The organism is Brachybacterium tyrofermentans (genome assembly GCF_014897585.1).
Lineage (GTDB): Bacteria > Actinomycetota > Actinomycetes > Actinomycetales > Dermabacteraceae > Brachybacterium > Brachybacterium tyrofermentans.
Window position 1 is genome coordinate 129,849 of the sequence record NZ_JABUXW010000007.1, and the last position, 23,070, is coordinate 152,918.

Sequence of the window (23,070 nt, forward strand, 5' to 3'; positions counted from 1 at the left end):
GACCAGGCGAGCTGACCAGGCGAGCTGACCAGGCGAGCTGACCAGACGAGTTGACCAGGCCGACGGTTCTGCCGGGCTGAGAAGCCGGACGGGCGGCCGCTGTGTCGAGCCCCGGAGGGGCTGAGCGGCGGAATTATGAATGCCCCCTGCAGAAATACCAGATTGTGACCGTGTCCCTCTATGGGGGCAGTCACAATGTGGTTAGAGTTTCGCATCGAGCACAGTCGCTTGACCGAGGAGAGCAATGACCGCTGACGTATCGACGCACGGGGCCCCGCCGGGGCTCCGTCCCGCGGCTCGTCCCAAAGCACCGCTGGGGCACCGGATCTATCACTCGTTCGTGCTCCGCAGGCTGCTGCGGTCGATCTTCGTGATCTGGGTGGTCGCCTCCGGGGTGTTCCTCATGGTGCGCCTGCTCCCGGGCAACCCCGTGGACGTCTACATCAACCAGCAGATCGGCCTGTACGGGAAGAGCTACGAGCAGGCCGCGGCCGAGGCGCAGAACTACTTCCGCTTCGACCCCTCGACCCCGATCTGGCGGCAGTACCTCGACTACCTGGCCGGTCTGCTGCACGGCGACATGGGCACCTCGATAGCGACCCCCGGAGTCACGGTCACCGAGAAGATCGCCCAGTACCTCCCGTGGACGCTCTACAGCGTGGGCCTGGCCCTGCTGATCTCGATCACGATCGGCCTGGTCCTGGGCATGATCATGGCGTACCGCCGCGGCGGCATCATCGACCACGCGGTCTCCATCATCGGCAGCGGGTTCCACGCGATCCCGAACTACCTGCTGGCGATCCTCATCGTGGTCGTGGGCGCGGTCCAGCTCGGCGTCATCGACTACACGCGGATGCGCGGCAACGTCTCCCCGGGCGTGGACCCGGAGCTCTCCTTCCGGTTCCTCTCCGACATCGGCTACCACGCGACGCTGCCGATGATCACCTACATCCTCACCACCGTGGGGACCTGGGCGCTGATCATGAAGGCCTCGACCACCCAGGTGCTGGGCGAGGACTACGTGACCGTCGCGAAGGCGCGCGGTCTGAAGGAGTCCCGCATCCAGACCAACTACGTCGGCCGCAACGCCCTGCTGCCGCTGATCGCGCAGATCGCGACCCAGGCGGGCTTCATCGTGGGCGGCGCGATCTTCGTCGAGCAGACCTTCTCCTACGAGGGCGTCGGGCTGCTGCTGTTCGAGTCGATCAACACCCGTGACTACCCGACCATCCAGGGCGTGCTGCTGGTCGTGACGATCACGGTCGTGCTCGCGAACCTCGCGGCCGACCTCGTCAACGCCGCCCTCGACCCGCGTATCCGCCTCGGCGAAGGAGGTGCGGCATGACCGCCACGTCGCCACCGGTCACCACCGAGCCCGGGGCCCCCGTCCCCGCGAAGGCCGCCGGGGTCAGCCCGCTGCGCCGACTCCTGAACGAGCTCACGCGCAGCACATCGGGTTTCATCGGGCTGTGCCTGGTCGTGGTCATCCTGCTGATCTCCCTGGTGGGGCCGCTGCTCATGGGGTCCCATGTCCCCGGCGACCCGGCCCGCGCCTGGGAGGCCCCCAGCGGCGAGCACTGGCTCGGCCTCGAGGGCAGCGGCAAGGACACCCTCCACCTGCTGGTCACAGGCGGCACCACCGTGCTGATGGTCGGCTTCCTCGCCGCCACCATCACCACGGTGATCGCCGTGGCGGTCGGCTCGCTGGCCGGGTACTTCGGCGGGCGCTTCGACGCGCTGATGCTCCAGGTGACGGACATCGTCATGACCGTCCCGCAGATCGTGCTGCTGGCCGTGGTCGGCGCCTTCTACAAGCTCGACTCGCCCGTGCTGCTCGCCGTGATCATCGGCATCCTGAGCTGGCCGGTGCTGATGCGCTCGATCCGCGCCCAGGTGCTCTCGCTCAAGGAGCGCGAGTTCGTCGAGGCGGCACAGCTGCTCGACGTGGGCTGGGTGCGCATCGTGTTCGGGGAGATCGTCCCCAACATGGCCAGCTACATCCTGATCAACTTCATCATCGCGGTCACGAACGCGATCTACGCGATGGTGGGCCTCTACCTGCTGGGCCTGGCCCCGCAGAAGGGCAGCAACTGGGGAATCATGATCAACGACGCGTGGACCAAGGGTGCGATGTTCAACCCCGACGCGATGCCGTACATCATCGCCCCGGTCACGATGATCGTGCTGCTCCAGCTGGGCCTGATCCTCCTGACCCGCACCCTCGAAGAGATCCTGAACCCCCGACTGAGGGACCGCTGATGAACGCCTCCACGTTGCCCCCGTCCGACGCAACCCAGCCCGCCGGCTCCCGGACCTCCGTGCCTGCGGCCGGGGCACCGGAGCCCGTGCTCGCGGTGCGCGACCTCGAGGTCGCCTACCGCACCGGCAAGAACACCCGGGTGCGGGCCCTGCGTGGGGTCAGCTTCGACCTGTACCCCGAGAGCTCCCTCGCCCTGGTGGGCGAATCCGGCTCCGGGAAGACCACGCTCGGCCTCGCCCTGCTGCGCCTGCTGCCCACCCTGGGCGAGATCACCAGCGGATCCGTCCGGTTCACCGGCGAGGACGGCCGGCAGCGGGATGTCACCGCGATGAGCGCCGCGCAGCTGCGGAAGTGGCGCTGGTCCGAGGCGGCCATGGTGTTCCAGGGCGCGCAGAACGCCTTCAACCCGGTGCTCACCATCGGCCAGCAGATGGCGGACACGCTCAGGGACCACGCCCCCGGGCGGATCGGCCGACGGGAGATCCTCGAGCGATCTGCCGAGGCCCTCCGCTCCGTGCGGCTCGAACCCCGACGCGTGCTGGGCAGCTACCCGCACGAGCTCTCCGGCGGCATGAAGCAGCGCGCGCTGATCGCCACCGGGCTGCTCCTGCACCCGCGCCTGCTGGTGCTGGACGAGCCGACCACGGCGCTGGACATCCTCACCCAGCGCACCGTGATCGACCTGCTCGCGGAGCTGCGCGAGGAGTTCAAGTTCGCGATGATCTTCATCTCGCACGACCTCGCGCTCGCCGCCGAGCTCGCCGACCGGGTGGTGACGATGTACGCGGGGAAGGTCATCGAGACCGGCTCTACGCAGGACATCTTCACCGCGCCCAAGCACCCGTACACGTCCAAGCTGATCAACGCGGTGCCGCCCGTGACCGGTGATCTGCCGGAGCTGGCCTCCATCCCCGGTGCCCCGCCGTCCCTCGCGACCCTGCCTCCTGGCTGCGCCTTCGCCCCGCGGTGCGAGCTCGCGACCGATGAGTGCCGGGCCGCGGAGCCCGAGCTGATCACCCTCACCCAGCGCCCGCAGGACATGACCCACGCCGCGGCCTGCATCCACCACGACCAGGTCCATCACGAACGGAAGGTGATCGCGCGTGCCTGAGACCACCCCCGATTCCTCGGCCCAGCATCCCGCGTCGGCCCAGCAGGCCGTTCCACTCATCGAGCTCGACGATGCCTCGCAGGTGTTCCACGTCAAGGGCAAGGACCTGCCCGCCGTCTCCGATGTCTCCCTGAGCGTCGGTCCGGGCGAGGTGCTGTGCCTGGTCGGCGAGTCCGGCAGCGGGAAGACGACTACGGCGCGGCTCGCGGCAGGTCTGGCCTCCCCGACCTCCGGGACGGTCCGGTACGAGGGGAAGGACCTCGCGGAGATGACCCGTGCGGAGCGCCGCGAGTACCGGCGCGCCGTGCAGTACATCCACCAGGATCCCTACGCCTCGCTGAACCCGATCCGTTCTGTGCACAGCACGCTGGCGATCCCCCTGAAGCGTCACGGCCTGGCCCGTACCACCGCCGAGGTCGACGAGCGGGTGGATGAGCTGCTGACCACCGTGGACCTCACCCCGCCCGGCAGCTACAGCGCGAAGTTCCCGCACCAGATGTCCGGCGGGCAGCGCCAGCGCGTGGCCGTAGCCCGCGGGCTGACCCTCTCGCCGCGGCTGCTGATCGCCGACGAGTCGACCTCGATGCTCGACGTGTCGATCCGCGTGAGCCTGTTGAACATGCTCACGAAGCTCCGCACGGAGGACGGCGTCGGCTTCATCTACATCACCCACGACCTGGCGCTCGCGAAGTACTTCGCGTGGGAGGGCCGCACGGCCGTGATGTACCTGGGCAAGATCGTCGAGGTGGGCCCCACCCAGCAGGTCATCAACAATCCCCAGCATCCGTACACCAAGGCGCTGCTCGAGGCGGTCCCGGAGCCCGATCCGGAGCTGGCGGCGCAGAAGAAGTCCGGTGGGGGCCTGGTCAGTGCGGAGATCCCGAGCCTGTCCGACCTTCCCAGCGGGTGCACCTTCCACCCGCGCTGCCCGCTCGCGCAGGACCGCTGCCGGGAGAACGTCCCGGTGCTCGAGCCCGTCCCCGGCGGTGCGGTCCAGGACGTCGCGTGCATGGTGGTGACGAACCCCCGGCCTGATGCCTCGGCCGGCAGCGCCGCGAGCGGTGCGGCGGGGAGTGCTGCCGGGAGCGCCGCGGGACCGGCTGCGGGGAGCGCGACCGGAGGAGGCGGGGCCCCGTGATCGACACCGCGACACGGGCGCTGCTCTCCCTCGGCTGCTTCGTGGGGGTCGGCTCGGCCCTCATGATCCCTCTGACCGCTCCGGGCACCGGTGAGAGGGTCGTCAGCCTTCTCGCACTCGTGCTCGGCCTCGGCATCGTCGTGGGCTCCGTGGCCGCACGACTCCTCACCGACCGACGACGGCATCGCGACGACGCGATGTCCGACCTCAACGACGACGTTGTCGTCACAACCAAGGAGAACCCATGAGCATGACCTGGAGTCGACGCGACCTCCTCAAGACGGTCGGACTGACCACGGCGGTCGGCGCGGGCATGGTCGCCTGCGCCCCTGCCGAGCCCGAGGGCGGCGGGGGCGCGGGCGGCGGCGGCGCCACCGCTTTCCACGGCGCCTGGCCCTACATGGCACCGCCGGAGGGTCACTTCAACTTCGCCGCGCAGCCCTATGCCGGCGTGCCGACCGTGATCCTCGGCGACGGCCCGTACCGCGACCTGCTGGTGCCGCCGTCGGCCCTGTGGCTGTGGGCGGACAAGAAGTGGGAGTACCTCATCGCGGAGTCCCACGAGCTCGATGCCGCCGGGGGCACCCTCACCCTGACGATCAAGCCTGATCTCACCTGGAGCGACGGGTCCGCCCTGACCTCCCAGGACTTCCTGACCACGTTCTACCTGCAGTTCATCCAGCGCGCAGCCTCGTGGGACTTCATCACCGGTCTGGAGGCCCCGGACGACACCACCGTGGTGGTGAACTTCGAGAACCCGCCGGCCGTGCTCGAACGCTACGTGCTCAAGAGCAACATCCTCTCCACCGCGCAGTACGGCGAGTTCGCCGATCGTGCGAAGGCGATCATCGAAGCCGGCGGCACGATGGACGAGGGCGACGGCGAGAAGCTGGGCACCGACTTCCAGACCTTCAAGCCCGAGAACGTGGTCGTGTCCGGTCCGTACGACTTCGACTACGACACGATCACCAACACGCAGCTCACGCTGGTGCGCAACAAGACCGGGTACGGGGCCGACAAGGTCACCTTCGACAACCTCGTCATGTACAACGGCGAGACGACCGAGATCACCTCGCTCGTGCAGTCCGGGGACGTCGACTACGCGACCCACGGCTTCGCCCCGGCCTCGGAGAAGCCCTTCGAGTCCGCCGGCTACACGATCCTGCGACCGCCGGTGTACTCGGGTCCCGCCCTGTACCTCAACCAGGACCGATTCCCGGAGTTCGCCGATGTGCGCACCCGAAAGGCCTTCGCCTACCTGATCGACCGCGCCACGGTCGGCCAGATCGCCCTCGCGGAGTCCGGGAAGGCTGTGGTCAACATGGTCGGCTTCTCCGACAACTTCGTCGAGGAATGGCTGACCGACGACGTCAAGGGCAAGATCGAGAAGTACGACCTGGACCTCGACAAGGCCACCTCGCTCCTCGAGGAGGCAGGCTGGACGAAGGGCGGCGACGCCTGGAAGACCCCCGAGGGGAAGGCTGCGGAGTACGAGATCCAGTTCCCGCAGACCTACGCCGACTGGTCGGCCGCCGGCAAGAACATCGCCGAGCAGTTCGCAGCCTTCGGCATCGCGGTGACCGCTCGCGGCCTGGACGACAAGCAGGCCCCGATCGACATCGACAAGGGCGACTTCGAGATGGCGATGCAGGCCTGGGGCTCGTCCACCCATCCGCACCCGCACTTCTCCTTCGTGCAGGACCTGTTCGTGCACAACATCCCGATCGCGAAGAACCAGGGCGGCAAGGGCTACGGCTTCCCGCTGCAGGACGTGAAGACCTCCGCGGGCACGGTCGACCTCGAGAAGATCGTCGCCGAATCCGGCGAGGGTCTCGACATCGAGGAGCAGAAGAAGAACGTGTCCGTCGCGGCGCTGGCGTTCAACGAGCTGCTGCCGATCATCCCGATCTTCGAGCGCTACGGGAACAACCCCGCGCTCGAGGGCGTGCGGGTGCAGGGCTTCCCGGAGGAGGGCGACCCGATCCTGGAGAACGCCCCGTATGCGGACAACTTCGTGGTGCTGAAGATGTTCCGCGGCGAGATCACCCCCGTCGAGAGCTGATCCTCAGGAGGCGGGGCGCCGACCGGACCGGTCGGCGCCCCGCCTCTCTGTTCCGCGGTGCTCTCCCGCGAGGGGTGAGCGGCGAGGGCCGGCGGGTCTGCTCGGGGCGGGATGACCGGCACCGGTCGCTGACGCTCAGCTCTCGGGCTGCATGCCGGTGAGGATCTCGAGCATCTCGTCGGCCACGTCGGAGGCGGAGCGCTTCTGAAACAGCGCCTCTTCGGCGAGCCGGGTGTACTCGTCGCCGAAGCCGACGCCGCTGGCCGGGGTGACCACGGGCGGCTTCACGACCTCCTCCTGCATCATCTGCGCGAAGTCCAGCGAGACCAGCTCGTTCTCGCTGAGCAGAGGACGCACGGCCTCCTGGATCTCGGGGAAGGCGGGGATGCCGCGCTCGATCTTCAGCACCTCGGCCGCGCCCTTGTCCGTGAGCAGGAAGCTCGTGAGATCCGCCGCGGCGGCCGAATCGGCGGCCTTGGCCCCGATCGACCAGTACATCGACGCCTTGTTCACCATGTTCGCCTCGCCGCTGGTGCGTGCGGGCATGCGCAGCAGCCGCAGGGGATCGCCGGAGGAGTCCTGGAAGGTGAGGATCTGCGAGCTCGGGACCTGCTGGAAGGCGCACTTGCCGGTCGCGAACAGGCTCTGCTCGAGGCTGGCCGAGGAGTTCTCGATCTGTGCTCCCGACTCGAGAGCCGCTCCGGAGGTGCTGAGCCCGAGGCTGTACTCCAGCAGCGACACGATCGTGTCCTTGGAGACCGGCTCCTCGTCCTCCCGGGGGAAGAGCTGCTCGTTGTTCGTCTGTCGCGCCCAGGCGGCCAGGTCCCCGGAGCCGAGGCCGAAGCCGCTGGTCCCGAACACGCCCTCCCCGGAGGACTTCCCCCACTCGGAGAGCTCCTGGCACAGGGCCTGGAAGTCCTCCCAGGTCCAGGTGGTGTCGTCGGGCAGCTCGATCCCGGCGGCCTCGAGCACGGTGGGGTTCATGCCGGTGGCGTAGAGGTTGAAGCCGTTCGGAGCGCCCACGAGGGTGCCGTCGGAGAGCCGGCCGGTCTCGAGGATCGCCTCGTCCATCGCCGAGAGGTCCAGGGAGTCCGAGACGGACTCGAGGTCGAGCAGCGAGCCCTTGGAGCCGTACGAGTCGATATAGGCCTCGTCCATCTGGATCACGTCCGGGCTGGCGCCGCCCGCGGTCTGGGTGGCGAGCTTGTCCCAGTAGCCCGACCACTCGCTGTACTCCGGCTTGATCGTGAGGTCCCCATGGTCCGCGGCGTACATGTCCAGGACCTCCTGGGTGATGCCCGCGCGCAGGTCACCGCCCCACCAGTACACGCGCAGCCCCTCGTCGGAGGAGGCCGAGTTGGGGCCGCAGGAGGCGAGCGCGGGAGCCGCACCGGCGGCGGCCAGGAGGGTGAGGGCGTGGCGACGAGTGAGCATGCGAACTCCTGCAGGGAGAGAGACGGTGGCGGGCGGGGCCGACGGGGTGGCGGGCCGACGAGGTCGAGCATCGCTGCTCACGTGAGAAGTCTCGTCGGGCCAGCACCGAGGAGAACAGTCTCCCCGGCGCCGACCCCGTCGGTCAAGCGCTTACCGACGGGTGGTCGCGCCCTCATCGTTCCCCGTCAGGCGGGGCGGCATTGTGCCCCGTCAGGCCAGGGTGATCTGCTTCCCGGTGCCGGTGACCTCCTGCTGCGACCCGTCGGGCAGGACCACCAGGGCGTCGACGCCCGCAGGGATCGTCGCCGCGAGCGCGAAGCCGCCGTCGGCCGGGACGGACCATTCCACCTCGATGCGGCCGACCGCCGAGTCGTAGGCACCCTTCGCCCAGTCGATGCCCGGGCCGGGCGTGGGCTGGATCAGGATTCGACGGTAGCCCGGCTCGGCGGCGCGGATGCCGAGCACGACCTGGTAGATCCAGTCGGCCACCGCGCCGAGCGCGTAGTGGTTGAAGCTCGTCATCTCGCCGGGGTTGATGGAGCCGTCCGGCAGCATCGAGTCCCAGCGCTCCCAGATCGTGGTCGCGCCCATCGAGACGGGGTAGAGCCAGGAGGGGTTCGAGTCCTCGAGCAGCAGGCGGTACGCGTCCTCGATGTGGCCGGTCTCCGAGAGCGCCCAGGTGATGAACGGGGTGCCGGCGAAGCCGGTGGAGACCTGATAGCCGGCCTCGCGCACGAGCTCGGCCAGGCGCTCGGCGGACTTCGGCCGGGTGGCGTCGTCGAGCAGGTCGAAGGCGATCGCGAGCGCGTAGACGGTGCCGCAGTCCGACAGGATCCGCCCGTCGGCCTGCACGTACGCCTCGGTGAAGGCGGCGAGCGTGCGATCGGCGAGGTCCTGCCAGCGCTGTGCGTCGGCCTCCTCGCCGATCAGGCCCGCGGTCTCAGCGGCGAAGCGGGCCGAGCGGACCAGGCAGGCGGTCGCGACCACGCCCTTGTCGGCCTTCGCCGCGGCGGCGTCCTCCGGCGGGGCGTCGGGATCCAGCCAGTCGCCGAACTGGAAGCCGGTGTCCCACAGGCCGCTGGGGGAGAGCGCGCGCTCGACGGACTCGAGGTGGAGCACCATCCCCGGGTACTCGGCGCGCAGGCGCTCGAGATCGCCGTAGGCGGTCCACAGGGCCTCGGCGACCCACACCGCGGCGTCGCCCCAGATGGCGGTCGGGGTCTCCTCCGGGCGATCGGCGATCGGATCGCTCCCGTGCGAGCGGAGCTTGAGGCTGTCGGGGACCACGAACGGGACGAAGTGCAGCGGGGGCAGATTCGCCTCGGCCTGCACGTCGAGCAGCCAGTTGTGGAGGAAGTCGGAGACGTCGAACTGGTAGGCGGCGGTCGCGGCGAAGGCGGCGATGTCGCCGGTCCAGCCCAGACGCTCGTCGCGCTGCGGGCAGTCGGTGGGCACGGCGAGGAAGTTGCCGCGCTGGCTCCAGATCGAGTTGCTGATCAGCTGGTTCACCCCGTCGTGCGAGGACTCGAACCAGCCGGTGCGGCGGATCTCGGAGTGGACGACGACCGCCTCGATGGCGTCGGCGGTGAGCTCGCCCGGCCAGCCGGTGACCTCCGCGTAGCGGAAGCCGTGGAAGGTGAAGGTGGGCTCGAAGGCGTCGCCGGCGGGATCCCCGGACAGCACCAGGTGGTCGGTGGCCTTCGCCGAGCGCAGCGGGCGGGTGCCCAGCTCCTCGTGCTCGAGCACCTCGGCGTGGCGCAGCGTGATCTCGGTGCCCTCGGGACCGGCGACCGTGAATCGCAGCCAGCCCACGAGGTTCTGCCCGAAGTCCAGCAGCGTCTTCCCCGACGGCGAGGTCCAGACCTTCTCCGGCGTCCGGGTCTCGTGGCGCGTGATCAGCGGCGAGGCCTGCTCGATGAGCGTGGCGCGGTCGATCTCGGCGGCGCGCACCGGGCGGGGATCGCCGACGGGCAGCCGACGGTCCTCGTGCTGGCCGTCGTAGATCGTCGCGAAGGTGATCGGAGAATCGGTGGCGGTCCAGCTCTCATCGGTGAGGACCTGCTGGGTGGAGCCGTCGGCGTAGGTGATGACCAGGGCGGCGAGGAAGGCGTTCTCGTCCCCGTAGTTGGAGGCGGCGTCCCCGAAGCCGAAGTCGCCGTTCCACCAGCCGCGGCCCAGGAGCACGGAGAGGGCGAGCGAGTCGCCGCCGGCGCGGACCTGCTCGGTGACGTCGAAACGCTGCACCTGCAGGCGGGACTCGTAGACCGTCCAGCCCGGGTTGAGCACCGACGCCGTGGCCGGGGTGCCGTTGAGGGTGGCCTCGTAGAGACCGTGGGCGGTGGCCAGCAGCTCGGCGCCGGTGATGGCGGAGGCGGGCTGCGTGAGTGCGACCTGCGTGGACAGGATCGGGGCGCGGCCGTCGGTCGGATCTGCGGTGATGGCGAGGGCGTCGGTGAGGAGCTGGAGCGGGGCGGGGGCTGGCGTGCTGGTGCTGGTCATGAAGGGGTTCACCTCTCGGTCGGAGCGTACGGGGTGCTGGGGGAGAGCGGCGGGAGTGCGGTGGCGCGCGGAGCGCTGGAGGGATGGGCGGCGGAGGGACGGAAGGTGGAGAGGGAGGAGGCGTCGCGCGCTTCCTCTGCGAAGGCGTCGAACCGGGAGCGTCGGAACCCGGCCCAGCCGCAGACGAGCCCGACGGCCACGATGATCGCGATCAGCAGGTAGGCGAGCACCGGCGTGGTCATCAGGGCCGGGGTGATCAGGGCGACGCCGGCGGCGATGACCCGCGCGATGCCGATCACCGAGCCCTGGATCGACGAGCGCAGCAGCGTCGGGAACGACTCCTGGGACCAGATCTTCATGATCGCCTCGAAGGCGAAGGCGCCCCCGATGGCGTTGAAGAAGCTCAGGGCGATCCACGGGAGCAGCGTGAAGCCGAAGACGACCGGGATGAGATAGGACCCGGCCAGGAGCACCGCGCCGATGGCGTAGAAGGTCATCCTCAGCGGGGTGTCGACGACCTTCATGAACGCCATCGCGCCGAGCATGCCCACGCCGAGCATCACGATGCCCAGCAGGGATTGCTGCTGCACGGAGATCCCCACGACGTTCACCCCGATATAGGTGCCGAACTGGCCGCCGGTGTTGGCCCCGATGTTCGTGAACGTGTAGAAGCCGATCAGGGCCAGGAACGGCACCAGGAAGACCTTCTTCCCGAGCACGTCCTTGAGCCCTGTGTTCGACGCCCGGATCGTCGCCGTCCCGGAAGAGCGCTCGCGATCGGCGTCGGCCCACGTCGTCGATTCCGGGACGCTCAGGCGCGCGACGAGGACGACCAGCGCGACGATGCCGACGTGGGCAAACATGACCTGTCCGCCGAGCTGGCCCATGCCGCCGGCGATGATGCCGAAGATGTTGGCGCCGATGATCCCGCCGAACCAGAGGATCTGCGAGAAGCCGACCAGCCGGCCGCGGTTGTGGTCCGATGCCGCCTCGGAGATCGAGGCGAGGGAGACGGGCAGGTCGGCGCCGGATCCGAGGCCCACGAGGATCATGCCCGCCATGAGCACGGCGAACCCGGGAGCCAGCACGAGCAGGATCGACCCCACGACGATCATCATCATCGTGGACAGGAACACCCGACGCCGGCCGTAGCGATCTCCGAGACGGCCACCGGTGAGCGCGCCGACGGCGATGCTCAGGGTCAGCGAGGCGGACAGGATGCCGATCTGTCCCGCGGTGATCCCGATGGAGTGCTGGTAGAGCACCAGGGCGGTGCCGGAGCTGACGATGGCCGCGGCGTCGATGTACGAGGCCATCCCGCAGATCAGCGCCACCCACCAGGGATTGGGTGCAGTGGATTCGGGTCGGTCTGGTCGCACGCTGTTCTCCTTCGAACCTGGGCGGCGCGATGTCACGCGGTCACGCTGTGACCTGCACTGATGCATCACGATGTTGAAACGACTCAACACAACGTCCGGTGAGGTTAGCAAGGTCCGGGTGAGCCCCACAAGCCTTTGCGGGCAGTGGATCCGGGAAAGGGTTTACACGTTTCAACCGCCGTGCCTAGACTCCTGCCACTCGGGGTCCTCGGACCCGCCGATCGAAGGAGATCGTCCATGCCCACTCGTCGCACCGCCCTCGCCCTCCCTGCAGCCCTGGTGTCCCTCGGCTCGCTCTCCGCCTGCGGGCCCAACGCGTCCGGCGGTGGGGGAGGCGATGAATCTGGGTCGGGGTCCCTGCGCTTCGCCTGGTGGGGGAATCCTCGCCGCGACGAGCTGACGAAGGCGGCGATCTCGGCGTACCAGGAGGTCGCGCCGGATCTCACGATCTCCGCGGAGCCGGGTGACTGGGGCGGCTACTGGGACAAGCTCGCCACCCAGATCGCGGGCGGGGACGCGCCCGACGTGATCCAGATGGACGAGGGGTACCTCGCCGAATACTCCAGCCGGGACATCCTCCTGGATCTCGGGACCACCGACCTGGACACGTCCGCCGTCGACGAGGCGGCTCTCGATGCCGGTCGGGTGGACGACGGGCTGTTCGCCCTCAACGCCGGGATCAACGCCCCGGTGCTCCTGGCGAACCCGGACGTGTTCGAGGCCGCAGGGGTCGAGATGCCCGATGACACCACCTGGACCTGGGACGACCTCGCCGACATCGCCACTCGGATCACCGACGCCACCGAGGACGGCACGTACGGAGTCCAGCAGTTCGGAGCGGCCGGGGGCCCGCCGCTGTCCGTGTACCTGCGCCAGCTCGGTGCGGACCGGTTCGGCCCCGACGGCCTCGGGTACACGGCCGAGCAGCTCCAGCAGTGGATGGACTACGTGCTCGACCTGCAGAACAGCGGCGCCGCCCCGCCCGCCTCGGTGGCCGTGGAGGAGGCGGGCCAGTCCGTCGACCAGTCCCTGTTCGCCGTCGGGAAGTGCGGCCTGCAGTCGCAGTGGTCCAACCAGGTGGTGACCCTCGATGCCTCGCTCGACGGCAAGGTCGTGATCCTCAGGATGCCGTCGATGACCGGCAAGGCCGCCGACGCGCAGCTCTGGTACAAGGCGTCGATGTACTTCTCGATCGCCGCGACCTCCACGACGCAGGACGAGGGAGTGGCCTTCATCGACTGGCTCGTCAACGACCCCGACGCCGGGAAGATCCTGCTGGCCGAGCGAGGGGTGCCCGCCAATCTCGACGTCCGCGAGAGCATCGTCCCCGACCTCACGGACTCCGACCTCAAAGCAGTGGACTTCATCGAGGCCATCGCGGACGAGCTGGGCGACCCGCCGCCCATCACCCCGCCGGGCGGCGGCGCCGCGGACGATGTCCTGGCCCGCTGCGTCGAGGACGTCCTGTTCGGTCGTGCCGACCCCGCGGATGCCGGCGCGGCGGCGGTCGACGAGGCGGCTGGTGCCCTCGGGTGATCCGGCCACGATAAAGTCGCCAGATCATGGACTCGTGGTTCGCAGCTGCGGGACCGACGCCGACCAGCTGAGGAGCGTGGGGGAGTGGCCGGAGCTCATCTGGTGAGCATGAAGGACGTCGCGCGGCACGCGAACGTCTCGGTGGGCACCGTCTCCAATGTCCTGAACCGCCCGGACATCGTCTCCACGGATCGCCGGGAGCGGGTCGAGGCGGCCATCGCGGAGCTCGGGTACGTGCGCAACGACGCCGCGCGGCAGCTCAAGCTCGGCCAGTCCCGCACCGTCGGCGCCATCGTGCTCGACTCCGGGAACCCGTTCTACGGCCAGCTCGTCGGCGGCATCGAGGCGGCCGCCGAGGATTCGTCCCTCGCGGTCATCGCCGGCAGCACGGGAAACCGGGAGCAGCGCGAACGGCTGTACCTCTCGCTGTTCGAGGAGCAGCGGGTGCGCGGCATCCTGCTCGCCTCGACCGGCGGCGCCCAGGAGCTGGTCGACGGGATCCGGCGTCGGGGAACCCCCGTCGTGCTCGTCGAGAGCAGCCGTGAGGACGTCGGCGGATCCTCCGTGGGGGTCGACGACATCGCCGGGGGCGAGATCGCCGTGCGCCACCTCGCCGAGCTGGGCCGACGCCGCCTCGGCGTGGTCGCGGCCCGGCAGGACCTCCGGCAGGTCGCGGATCGGCTGACGGGCGCGCGCCGCGCCGCGGAGGCCGCCGGCATCGAGCTCGAGGTGCTCGAGGCGGAGGACCTCACCGTGCTCGCCGGTCGCGCCGCCGGGATGCGGATCGTGGAGCGGACCGCGGCGGAGCGGCCCGACGCCCTGTTCTGTGTCAACGATCTGCTCGCCGTCGGCGTGCTGCAGGCCTTCGCCTTCCGTCACCAGATCGCCGTGCCCGAGGAGATCGCCCTGGTCGGCTACGACGACATCGCGTTCGCGAGCTCCACCGTGGTGCCGCTGACCTCTGTGGCCCAGCCCGCGGACCTCATGGGCCGCACCGCCCTCGCCCTGCTCGAGGAGGAGATCGCCACTCCAGACGCCCCGCCCCGGCACGTGAGCTTCACCCCGACGCTGGTGGAGCGGGAGTCGACGACGGGCTGAACACCTCGAGCTGCACGCTCGCGCGGACCAGGTCCCGTAAGGACCCGGGACGCGTCGAGACGGCCCCCAGGGAGCGCGCCTGCAGAGCCACGTTCCCCAGTGCGGTCGCCTCCACCGGCCCGGCCACGACCTCGAGGCCGAGCGCGTCCGCGGTGAGCTGGTTGAGCAGGGCGTTCTGGCTGCCGCCGCCCACCACGTGCAGGCGCTCGGGCAGGGGGAGCCGGGCGAGACGGCAGGCGGTGTGGAGCTCGTCGCGGTAGGTCTCGGCGAGGGACTCCAGGATGCACCGCACGAGCTGGGCCGGGGTGCGGGGGCGTTCGTCCTCTCCTTCCAGCGGACGGGCCGCGAGCGTCACCCGGTCCGCCATCCGGCCGGGGGCGAGGAAGGCCGGATCGGTCGGGTCGATCCGGAAGCGGTTCGCGGGCATGAGCGCCGCGGCGGCCAGCAGATCACCGAGGTCGACGCGCGCGCCGCCCTCCTCCCACTGCCGGATCGACTCGCTGACCAGCCACATCCCGGCCACGTTCTTGAGGAACCGGAACGTTCCGTCGATGCCCCCCTCACTGGTGAAGCCCGCCTCGAGGGCGGCCGACGAGGGGACCGCCGACGGCAGCTCGAGGCCGATGAGGGACCAGGTCCCCGAGGAGATGTAGGCGATCGGGAAGGCATCCTGCGGGGCCGGCACCGCGAGCACCGCCGACGCCGTGTCATGGGAGCCGACGGCCACCACCGGGACCTCGCCGATCCCGAGCTCACGGGCCAGCTGCGGACGCACCGTCCCCAGGCGCTCGCCGGGCTCGATCAGCGGTGCCAGGAGGTTCCGGTCCACCCCGGCGGCGGTCAGGATCTCCTCGGACCAGTCATGCTCGGCCACCGAGAGCATCCCGGTGCTGGAGGCGTTGGTGACCTCGGTGCGACGCTGCCCCGTGAGCAGGTACCCGAGCAGGTCAGGGACCATCAGCAGGGTCGAACCGACGGGGAGGCTGGGCGTGCGGTCGTCGGCCAGCAGCTGGTAGAGCGTGTTGAAGGGCTGCTGGGCGATGCCGGTGAGCTCGTACTGCCGCTCCCGGGAGAGCTGCTCGGCGAAGGAGTCGGCGACCCCGTCGGTGCGGTGGTCGCGGTAGGCGATCACCTCGCCCAGGATCTCGCCGCTGCCGGGTTCGGGGGAGTCGCTCTCCCCGGGAGCATCGGGCCCCACGACGCCGTAATCCACGGCCCAGGAGTCGATGCCGATCGAGGACAGGCCGGCGAGGCCACGTTCCACCGCGCCCGCATGCGCGGCCCGCAGCCCTTGCTGCACCTCGGCCCAGAGGGCATCGATGTCCCAGCTCGGGTGGCCATCCACGTCGCGGAGGTGGTTCTCGAAGCGGTGCGCCGGGACCAGCTCGATCCGGCCCCCCTCGATCACTCCGAGCATCACGCGGCCCGACGTGGCGCCCAGGTCGACCGCCGCCACCGCGAGCGCGGCTGGGGCGGTTGCGGGGCCGGGGTGGCGCGCGCTCATCGCAGGAAGGCGGCGGCGACGCCGGCATCGACCGGGACGTGCAGCCCGGTGGTGTGCGAGAGGTCCCCGGCGGTCAGCGCGAACACGGCATTGGCCACGTTCTCCGGCAGCACCTCGCGCTTGAGCAGGGTGCGCTGGGCGTAGAACTCCCCGAGATCCTCCTCCTGCACGCCGTACACCTTGGCACGCGAGGCACCCCAGCCGCCGGCGAAGATGCCCGAGCCGCGCACCACCCCGTCAGGATTGATCCCGTTGACGCGGATCTGGTGCCCGCCGAGCTCCGCCGCGAGCAGCCGCACCTGATGCGCCTGATCCGCCTTGGTGGCGGAATAGGCGATGTTGTTGGGGCCGGCGAAGACGGAGTTCTTCGAGGAGATGTAGATGATGTCCCCGCCCATGGCCTGGGCGATCATCACCCGCGCCGTCTCCCGGGAGACCAGGAAGCTGCCGCGCGCCATGACGTCGTGCTGCAGGTCCCAGTCCTTCGCGGTGGTCTCCAGCAGCGGCTTGGACAGCGAGAGCCCGGCGTTGTTGACGATGAGGTCGAGCCCGCCGAAGGCGAGGACGGCGTCCGCCACGGCCTGCACCACGGCCTGCTCGTCGGAGACGTCGGCCCTCAGCGCCACGGCCTTGTCCGGCCCGCCGAGGTCCTCGGCGACAGCCTGAGCATTCTCGAGATTCAGATCGGCGATGACCACACAGGCACCCTCGGCGACCAGGCGGGTCGCGGTGGCCTTGCCGATGCCGGAGCCGCCACCGGTCACGAGCGCCACCCGGGTCGCGAGCGGCTTGGGTGCCGGCTTGCGCTGCAGCTTCGCCTCCTCCAGGGCCCAGTACTCGATGCGGAACTTCTCGGACTCCTCGATGGGGGCATAGGTCGAGACCGATTCGGCGCCACGCATCACGGCGATCGCGTTGACGTAGAACTCGCCGGCCACGCGCGCAGTCTGCGCGTCGGCCCCGAAGCTGAACATGCCCACGCCCGGGACCAGCACGATCGCCGGATCCGCGCCACGCATCGCGGGGGAGTCCGCGTCGGCGTGGCGCTCGTAGTAGGCGGAGTAGTCCGCCCGGTAGGCCTCGTGCAGCTCTGTGAGCCGCGCGATCGACTCCTCGACGGAAGCGCCCGACGGAAGGTCCAGCACCAGCGGCTTCACCTTGGTGCGCAGGAAGTGGTCCGGGCACGACGTGCCGAGCTCGGCGAGCGGCGCGAGCTTCACGCTCGCGAGGAACTCGTGGACCGCGTCGGTGTCCGTCCAGTGTCCGATCATCGGGGCATCGGTCGAGGCGAGCCCGCGGATCACCGGGAACAGGGCCGACGCCTTCGCCCGCCGCTCCGCCTCGGGCAGTGCCTCGCGACTCGCCTCGTGCGCCCCGAAGGGCTCGGCCGCTCCGGTGCGCTCGAGGAACGCTGTCGCCTCGGCGATGATCCGCAGGGAGTTCTCCTGCGCCTCGTCCGACGTCGCGCCCCAGGCGGTGATGCCGTGCCCGCCGAGGATGCAGCCGATCGCGCCGGGGTTCGCCTCCTTGATCGCAGCGATGTCCAGGCCCAGCTGGAAGCCCGGGCGGCGCCACGGGACCCACACCACGGCGTCGCCGAAGCACTCACGGGTGAGGCGCTCGCCGTCGGCCGCGGTCGCGAGGGCGATCCCGGCGTCGGGGTGCAGATGATCGACGTGCGGTGCGTCGACCAGGGCGTGCATCGCCGTATCGATGCTCGGTGCCGCGCCGCCCGTGCCGTGCAGGCAGTAGTCGAAGGCCGCGACCATCTCGTCCTCGCGCTCCACGCCCGGGTACACCTCGCGCAGCGCGCGCACACGGTCCAGCCGCAGCACGGCGAGGCCCATCTCCGTGAGGGTGCCCAGGTCGCCGCCGGAGCCCTTGACCCACAGCAGCTCGGTCTCCTCGCCGGTGACCGGATCCAGGGCGGCGCCCTTCGCGGAGGTGTTGCCGCCGGCGTAGTTGGTGTTCGCCGGGTCGGCGCCGAGCGCGTTCGAGCGCGCCAGGAGCGCCGCGACCGTCGGATCGACCGGCGTCGGGTCGGTGTTGGTGGTGGTGTTCGTGCTGGTCATGCTCAGGCTCCCCATCCCATCTGGTTCCCGCCCACGCGCTCCGCGGCGACCTTCTCCTCGTAGCCGCTCGCGCGGAACGCCCCGAAGGGATCCGCGGGCAGGCCGCGCTCCTCGCGGAAGGCGGCCAGCGCCGGGCGCACGTCGGTCCAGAAGGCGTCCATGAGGATGTCGTTCGCGAGCAGCACGTCGTTGCTGGTCTGCGCGGCGGAGAGGGCTTCGCGGTCCACCAGCAGAGCCTTCGCGAGGGTCTCCTGCACATTGAGCACGGAGCGGATCTGGCCCTGGATCTTCGACTCCAGGTTGTGGCACTGATCGAGCATGAAGTTCACGCCCGACGCGGGGCGGTGCGCATCCCGCTGCACGATCTCGAAGAGGATCCGGAACAGCTGGAACGGATCCGCGGCGCCCACGATGAGGTCATCGTCCCCGTAGTTGCGGGAGTTGAAGTCGAAGGCGCCCAGACGGTTCTGGCGCAGCAGCTGGGCGACGATGAACTCGATGTTGGTGCCGGGGGCATGATGGCCGGTGTCGAGCACCACCTGGGCCTTCTCGCCGAGGGCCAGGCAGTGCAGCAGGCTCGTGCCCCAGTCCGGAACATCGGTGTGATAGAACGCCGGCTCGAAGAACTTGTACTCCAGCACCAGGCGCTCCTCGTCCCCGAGGCCCAGGTAGATCTCCTGGAGGGACTCCGCCAGGCGGTCCTGACGGGCCCGGATCGAGTCCTGACCGGCGTAGTTCGTGCCGTCGGCCAGCCAGATCTTCATCTCCTTCGAGCCGGTGGCGCGCATGACGTCGATGCACTCGAGATGGTGGTCGATCGCCCGACGCCGCACGGACTTGTCGCCGTGGGTGAGGGAGCCGAACTTGTACACGTCGTCCTGGAAGGTGTTGGAGTTGATCATGCCCAGCGTCATGCCCTGTTCGGCGGCGTACTCCCGCAGCGCGCCGAAGTCCTCGACCTTGTCCCAGGGGTAGTGCAGCGAGACGCGCGGCGCGGACCCGGTGAAGGCATGGGTCTGCGCGGCGTCGGCGATCTTCTCGAAGGGGTCGCGCGGGGTGCCGGGCGTGCCGAACACCTTGAAGCGGGTGCCGGAGTTGCCGTAGCCCCAGCTGGGGACCTCGATGGAGAACTCGGCGAGGTCGCGGGCGACGTCGGCGGGGAGGGTGGTGGGAGTGGTCATGAGGTGATGCTCCTTCGAAGATCCTGCCGGGACTCGGTCGACGGTGACGGGATGGTCGGTGCGACGTCGAGCGGCCATGGCACCGCGCTTGAAACGACTCAACGGGAGCCTAGCACGCAGCCGAGATGGAGGTGCGGAGGCAGCCCGAGAAGCTCGCCGACTACGTCGCGGCGCATCAGAACGTCTGGGCCGGCATGCGGGAAGCGCTTGCCGTCGCAGGATGGAGGAACTACACTCTGTTCCTGCGGGCGCAGGACGGCATGGTCGTCGGCTACTTCGAGGCCGACGACGTCGAGGCCGCGCAGGAGGCGATGGCCCGCGCGGCGGTGAGCCCGCGCTGGGAGGCGGCGATGGCGGAGTTCTTCACCGACGGCGGCGGGGACAAAGAGATGCTCCCGCAGTACTTCCACCTCGCCTGAGCCCGCTGCACGGCCCGAGCAGACCGGGGCGCAGGTCCCACCCGATGAGCGGAAGATCCCGATGAGCATGACAACACCCCAGGTCATCAACCCCAACGGCGCCTGGTGCTGGTTCCAGGACGAGCGCGCCCTCGTCGATCCCGAGACCGGGCTGCTCGTCGTCGGCTCCATCGCCTCCGGGGGCGGGACCGACGGCGCGGAGCGCACGGGTGATCTCGACCTCACCGTCGTCGATCTCGCCACCGGCGCCGCGCAGGTTCTCACCCTCCATCCCGGGTTCGAGGCCGATGACCATGACGTGCCCGCGCTGTGGCGTCGGCCGGACGGGCGCTGGCTCGCGGTCTACGCCCGGCACAAGACCGACGACCTCACCCACTGGCGGATCAGCGAGCCCGGCGACCCGACCCGCTGGGGCGAGGAGCGCAGCTACGACTGGTCCGAGCACACCGGCGGCCGCGGCGTCACCTACTCCAACCTCCACGAGATCGACGGGCGGCTGTACTGCGCCGCCCGCGCCGTGAACGATGATCCCTGCGCTCTCGTCTCGGACGATCACGGCGACACCTGGGCGTACGCGGGCCGGGTGTTCGGCAGGCCCAAGATCGGGTACGTCAACGGGTACTCCCGCTACGCCGACGGCGACGACGGCCTGCATGTGCTGGTCACCGACCACCATCCGCGCGACTACGACAACTCGATCTACCACGGCACGATCTCCGCGGGCCGCCTGCACGACAGCGCCGGCCGAGCCCTGGCGTCCGAGCTGTTCGCCGAGCCCGCCCCGGACCAGGCTCAGCTGACCACGGTCCTCGCCGCGGGCGCTGTGCTCGACGGCGACACGGGGCTCGACGGCGGTGCGGGGCTCGACAGCGGCACGGGGCTCGGCGGCGCGCGGCTCAGCCACGCGTGGACCACCGACATCCGCGAGGCCGGCGGTCAGCTCGCTGCGGTGATGACAGCCCGCGCCGACCACGTCGCCGAACCGGACGGCTCCGACCTGGGCCGGAACGTGCCCGTCCCCGACCTGCGCCTGGTCTACGGCCGCCTCGGGGCCGACGGGGAGTGGACGCTCTCGCCGCTCGCACAGGCCGGGCCTGGTCTGCTGCCCCATGAGCAGGACTACTCGGGCCTCGCCGCGATCGACCCGTACGACGTGGACACCGTGCACATCTCCACGCCGATCGATCCGCGCGACGGGACCCGCCATGCCCACCATGAGATCTACCGTGGACACACCGCCGACGAGGGACGACGCTGGGAATGGACGGCGATCACCGAGGCCGCAGAGAACCCAGGGTTCGACAACCTTCGCCCGATCGTCGCGCCGGGCGACCCGACCACCACCCATCTGCTCTGGTTCCGCGGCGAGATGCGCTCCTCGCAGGACTACGACTGCGAGATCGTGCTGCACAGTAGCCCGCGCTGACGCCGTCCCGGCCCGTCTCGACGCCCCCGTCGTCCTCTCGAAAGGCCCTCACCCCATGACCGAGCCGACCACCCCGGACCTCCGCCCCGCACCCAGCGACCAGAGCCCCGGCGTCGCAGCCCCGACCGGGCTGCTCGAGATGGAACGACGCCTGAGCCTCCTCGGCGACGTCGCCACCTGGGAGGATGTCGACCCTGAGGCCCACCGCGTCTGGGATGCCCCCTACGGCCCGCCCGAGGAATGGGGGCTGCTGATCGAGAGCCATGAGATTCCCGGCCCCCACGGCCCCGTCCCCGTGCGCGTCTACACCCCGCAGGCCGCGGCCGACGGGCCTCGCCCGTGCCTGGTGTGGCTGCACGGCGGCGGCTTCATGCACGGAGACCTTGACATGCCCGAGGGCGACCACGTGTCCCGCGGGGTCGCCGGACGCGCGGACGCCGTCGTGGTCTCCGTCGACTACCGGCTGTGCGACGAGATCGACGGCTCCCCGGGCCGGCCGTTCCCGGGCGGTCCCGAGCACGTGACCGCGCCGATCCCGCTGGACGACGTCTGCGCCGCTGTGGCCTGGACCCGCGACAGCGCGGGCGCCCTCGGCATCGACCCCGCGCGGGTCGCGATCGGCGGAGCCAGCGCCGGCGGGGACCTCGCCGCGGCGGCGTCCCTGCGCCTGGCCGATGAGGGGACGCTGCTCGCCGCGTCCCTGCTCATGTACCCCGTCACCCACCCGCTGCGGCCCGAACCCGACGCCGAGGAGTCCGCGGCGCTCGCCCTGACCCCGCCGATGCTGCGCTTCCCCCGCGAGACGATGCAGGCCATGTCCGGCAACTACATCGGTCGTCCGCTCGAGGAGGCGACCCCCTACGACTTCCCGGGCCTGGCCACCCGGGAGCAGCTGGCCGGGCTGCCTCGCACCTACATCGAGGCCGATGAGTACGACGACCTCCGGGTCGGCGGCCGCCGCTACGCCGAGCAGCTCCGGGTGGCCGGGGTCGACGTGGAGTTTGCGGTGCGCCGCGGCGTGTGCCACGGCCACCTGAACCGGGTGGGCCTGGCCGAGGCGCGCCAGTCGATGGACCGGATGGGACAGCTCGTCCGCGAGCTGTGAGCAGCACGTGGGCCGGAGCAGCGTGCACCGGCCCGGATCAAGGAGGATCCATGCAGCACGGAATCATCACCCCTGATCGGGACGCGGATGCCGCGCTCGCCGCCGGGGCCGACTATCTCGAGCCGACCGTCGTCGGGAACCTCCTGGTGCAGCACGAGGACGGCACCTGGCATGCGGATCCGGCGCTGCGGAGACGCGAGCCCGCGCCGTCGTTCGCGGTGCTCTGCCCGGCCGACCACCACCTCTCCGATCCGGCGTTCCCGCTCGAGCAGACCCACGCCTACCTGCGGGTCGCCTTCGCGGCGATCGCGGAGGCCGCGGCACCCGGCGCGTTCGTGGTGCTCGGCAGCGGCGCCGCACGGCGGATCCCGGAGGGCGTGTCCCGCGCCGACGCGCGCCGTCAGTTCGCACGATCGGTGTCGATCGCCCGGGAGATCGCCGCGGTCAACGACCTCGAGGTGATCCTCGAGCCCCTGCACCGCGGCGAGACCGATCAGATCAACTCCCTGGCCGAGGCGGTCGAGTTCCTCGACGAGTTCGGGATGGGAGACATCCGCGTCGTGGCGGACCTGTTCCACATCATGCTCGAGCACGAGTCCCTCGACGTGGTTCGCGAGCTGGCCGGGCGCGTGGCCCACGCCCACATCGCCGATTCCGGCCGCATCCCGCCCGGTCAGGGGGACTGGCCCCTCGCGGAGTTCCTGCGAGCGCTGCGCGACGGCGGCTACCGAGGCCGCGTCTCGATCGAGTGCACGTGGGCCGACCTCGCCACCGAGGCCGGTCCGGCGCTCGCGGCCCTGCGTGCCGCGGATCCCGTCACCGCGAGCGTCCACGCCTGACCTGGGT

The 23,070-nt window shown here is 70.3% G+C and carries 18 protein-coding genes; 12 read left to right on the forward strand and 6 right to left on the reverse strand.

Annotation, left to right across the window (positions count from 1 at the left end):
* Positions 1-244: 244 nt before the first annotated feature.
* The 6 genes from INT49_RS06875 to INT49_RS06900 are packed head-to-tail and all read left to right on the forward strand — an operon-like array spanning position 245 to position 6,571.
* Complete coding sequence (locus INT49_RS06875) at positions 245-1,345, forward strand: ABC transporter permease (RefSeq protein WP_193116977.1); 1,101 nt, start codon at positions 245-247, stop codon at positions 1,343-1,345.
* Positions 1,342-2,259: an ABC transporter permease gene (locus INT49_RS06880; protein ID WP_193116978.1), complete on the forward strand. Its 918-nt coding sequence runs from the start codon at positions 1,342-1,344 to the stop codon at positions 2,257-2,259. The genes INT49_RS06875 and INT49_RS06880 overlap by 4 nt, the downstream gene beginning before the upstream one ends.
* On the forward strand, positions 2,259-3,371 hold the full coding sequence (locus INT49_RS06885) for an ABC transporter ATP-binding protein (RefSeq protein ID WP_193116979.1): 1,113 nt from the start codon (positions 2,259-2,261) through the stop codon (positions 3,369-3,371). Before INT49_RS06880 ends, INT49_RS06885 begins: the two co-directional genes overlap by 1 nt.
* The gene (locus tag INT49_RS06890; protein ID WP_193116980.1) at positions 3,364-4,509 is read left to right on the forward strand and encodes an ABC transporter ATP-binding protein; all 1,146 of its coding nucleotides are present in this window, start codon (positions 3,364-3,366) and stop codon (positions 4,507-4,509) included. Before INT49_RS06885 ends, INT49_RS06890 begins: the two co-directional genes overlap by 8 nt.
* Positions 4,506-4,757 carry a hypothetical protein gene (locus INT49_RS06895; RefSeq protein ID WP_193116981.1) on the forward strand — a complete coding sequence of 84 codons (252 nt, stop codon included), beginning with the start codon at positions 4,506-4,508 and terminating at the stop codon, positions 4,755-4,757. The genes INT49_RS06890 and INT49_RS06895 overlap by 4 nt, the downstream gene beginning before the upstream one ends.
* Complete coding sequence (locus INT49_RS06900; RefSeq protein WP_226849880.1) at positions 4,754-6,571, forward strand: ABC transporter substrate-binding protein; 1,818 nt, start codon at positions 4,754-4,756, stop codon at positions 6,569-6,571. Before INT49_RS06895 ends, INT49_RS06900 begins: the two co-directional genes overlap by 4 nt.
* 135 nt (positions 6,572-6,706) lie before the next feature.
* Here INT49_RS06900 and INT49_RS06905 read toward each other — a convergent pair whose 3' ends face one another.
* The 3 genes from INT49_RS06905 to INT49_RS06915 all read right to left on the reverse strand — a co-directional run bounded on the left by INT49_RS06905 (position 6,707) and on the right by INT49_RS06915 (position 11,883).
* Positions 6,707-8,005, reverse strand: coding sequence for an ABC transporter substrate-binding protein (locus tag INT49_RS06905; protein WP_193116982.1), 1,299 nt, complete (start codon positions 8,003-8,005; stop codon positions 6,707-6,709).
* A 210-nt stretch (positions 8,006-8,215) separates the two neighbouring features.
* The gene (locus INT49_RS06910; RefSeq protein WP_193116983.1) at positions 8,216-10,504 is read right to left on the reverse strand and encodes a family 78 glycoside hydrolase catalytic domain; all 2,289 of its coding nucleotides are present in this window, start codon (positions 10,502-10,504) and stop codon (positions 8,216-8,218) included.
* Between the two features lie 8 nt (positions 10,505-10,512).
* A complete protein-coding gene (locus INT49_RS06915; RefSeq protein ID WP_319021540.1) occupies positions 10,513-11,883 on the reverse strand; it encodes an MFS transporter in 1,371 nt (456 codons plus the stop codon).
* Positions 11,884-12,120: 237 nt separating this feature from the next.
* On the opposite strand from INT49_RS06915, the gene INT49_RS06920 reads away from it, so the two are divergent.
* Both INT49_RS06920 and INT49_RS06925 read left to right on the forward strand, forming a co-directional pair.
* Positions 12,121-13,419 carry an ABC transporter substrate-binding protein gene (locus INT49_RS06920; RefSeq protein ID WP_193116984.1) on the forward strand — a complete coding sequence of 433 codons (1,299 nt, stop codon included), beginning with the start codon at positions 12,121-12,123 and terminating at the stop codon, positions 13,417-13,419.
* A 108-nt stretch (positions 13,420-13,527) separates the two neighbouring features.
* The gene (locus INT49_RS06925; protein WP_193117023.1) at positions 13,528-14,517 is read left to right on the forward strand and encodes a LacI family DNA-binding transcriptional regulator; all 990 of its coding nucleotides are present in this window, start codon (positions 13,528-13,530) and stop codon (positions 14,515-14,517) included.
* Here INT49_RS06925 and INT49_RS06930 read toward each other — a convergent pair.
* Genes INT49_RS06930 through rhaI form a run of 3 tightly spaced genes read right to left on the reverse strand, consistent with a single transcriptional unit; the run spans position 14,477 to position 19,274 of the window.
* Positions 14,477-16,021 carry a rhamnulokinase gene (locus tag INT49_RS06930; RefSeq protein ID WP_193116985.1) on the reverse strand — a complete coding sequence of 515 codons (1,545 nt, stop codon included), beginning with the start codon at positions 16,019-16,021 and terminating at the stop codon, positions 14,477-14,479. The two genes, INT49_RS06925 and INT49_RS06930, sit on opposite strands and share 41 nt — an antisense overlap.
* Complete coding sequence (locus INT49_RS06935) at positions 16,018-18,093, reverse strand: bifunctional aldolase/short-chain dehydrogenase (RefSeq protein ID WP_193116986.1); 2,076 nt, start codon at positions 18,091-18,093, stop codon at positions 16,018-16,020. The genes INT49_RS06930 and INT49_RS06935 overlap by 4 nt, the downstream gene beginning before the upstream one ends.
* Positions 18,094-18,095: 2 nt before the next feature.
* Positions 18,096-19,274: an L-rhamnose isomerase gene (gene rhaI / locus INT49_RS06940; RefSeq protein ID WP_193116987.1), complete on the reverse strand. Its 1,179-nt coding sequence runs from the start codon at positions 19,272-19,274 to the stop codon at positions 18,096-18,098.
* A 125-nt stretch (positions 19,275-19,399) separates the two neighbouring features.
* Between rhaI and INT49_RS06945 the strand changes: the two genes are divergently transcribed.
* The 4 genes from INT49_RS06945 (at position 19,400) to INT49_RS06960 (ending at position 23,063) form a co-directional block, all read left to right on the forward strand.
* Positions 19,400-19,693: an L-rhamnose mutarotase gene (locus INT49_RS06945; protein WP_193116988.1), complete on the forward strand. Its 294-nt coding sequence runs from the start codon at positions 19,400-19,402 to the stop codon at positions 19,691-19,693.
* 67 nt (positions 19,694-19,760) lie between these two features.
* Entirely contained in the window at positions 19,761-21,119 is a 1,359-nt protein-coding gene (locus INT49_RS06950) for a BNR-4 repeat-containing protein (protein WP_226849881.1), read from the forward strand.
* A gap of 55 nt (positions 21,120-21,174) precedes the next feature.
* Positions 21,175-22,224: an alpha/beta hydrolase gene (locus tag INT49_RS06955; RefSeq protein WP_193116990.1), complete on the forward strand. Its 1,050-nt coding sequence runs from the start codon at positions 21,175-21,177 to the stop codon at positions 22,222-22,224.
* A gap of 50 nt (positions 22,225-22,274) precedes the next feature.
* Positions 22,275-23,063: a sugar phosphate isomerase/epimerase family protein gene (locus tag INT49_RS06960; RefSeq protein WP_193116991.1), complete on the forward strand. Its 789-nt coding sequence runs from the start codon at positions 22,275-22,277 to the stop codon at positions 23,061-23,063.
* Positions 23,064-23,070: the final 7 nt, after the last annotated feature.